The sequence below is a fragment of the Acidisphaera rubrifaciens HS-AP3 genome (assembly GCF_000964365.1).
Lineage (GTDB): Bacteria > Pseudomonadota > Alphaproteobacteria > Acetobacterales > Acetobacteraceae > Acidisphaera > Acidisphaera rubrifaciens.
In genome coordinates, this window is sequence record NZ_BANB01001098.1 from 1 (window position 1) to 605 (window position 605).

At 72.4% G+C, this 605-nt stretch carries 1 protein-coding gene; it reads left to right on the forward strand.

Annotated elements, in window-relative coordinates:
- Positions 1-605: amino acid ABC transporter permease (locus B8460_RS20205; RefSeq protein ID WP_048863426.1), on the forward strand; the 605-nt coding region annotated here is incomplete at both ends.

Below are 605 nucleotides of genomic sequence, written 5' to 3' on the forward strand. Positions count from 1 at the left end.
GACGACGGCGGGGCTGGCGGGGGCGTTTCCCCTCGCCGTCGCGGTGGCGCTGGCGCGGCATTCGGCGCGGCTGCCGGTGGTCCGCTTGCTCGCCGTCGCCTATGTCGAGCTGATCCGCGGCGTGCCGCTGATTTCGCTGCTGTTCATGGCGAGCGTGATGCTGCCGCTGTTCCTGCCGGCGGGCGTGGATTTCGACAAGCTGCTGCGCGCGCAGATAGCGTTCATCCTGTTCGCCGCCGCCTATCTGGCGGAGGTGGTGCGCGCCGGGCTGCGCGGCGTGCCGGCCGGACAGGCGGAGGCGGCGGACGCGCTCGGCCTGTCGGCGTGGCAGAAGACGCGGCTGGTGATCCTGCCGCAGGCGCTGCGGCTGGTGATCCCGCCGCTGCTCAACACCGCGATCGGGTTTTTCAAGGATACGAGCCTCGTGCTGATCATCGGGCTGTACGACCTGCTCAACGCCGGGCGGCTCGCGTTCCAGGCGCCGGCGTGGCAGGGGGCGTGGCGCGAGGTCTATCTGTTCGTGGGCGCGCTGTATTTCGTCGTCTGCCTCGCCGCGTCGCGCACGGCGGCCGGGATCGAGCGGCGCGGGCCGGGCGACGCCGCGG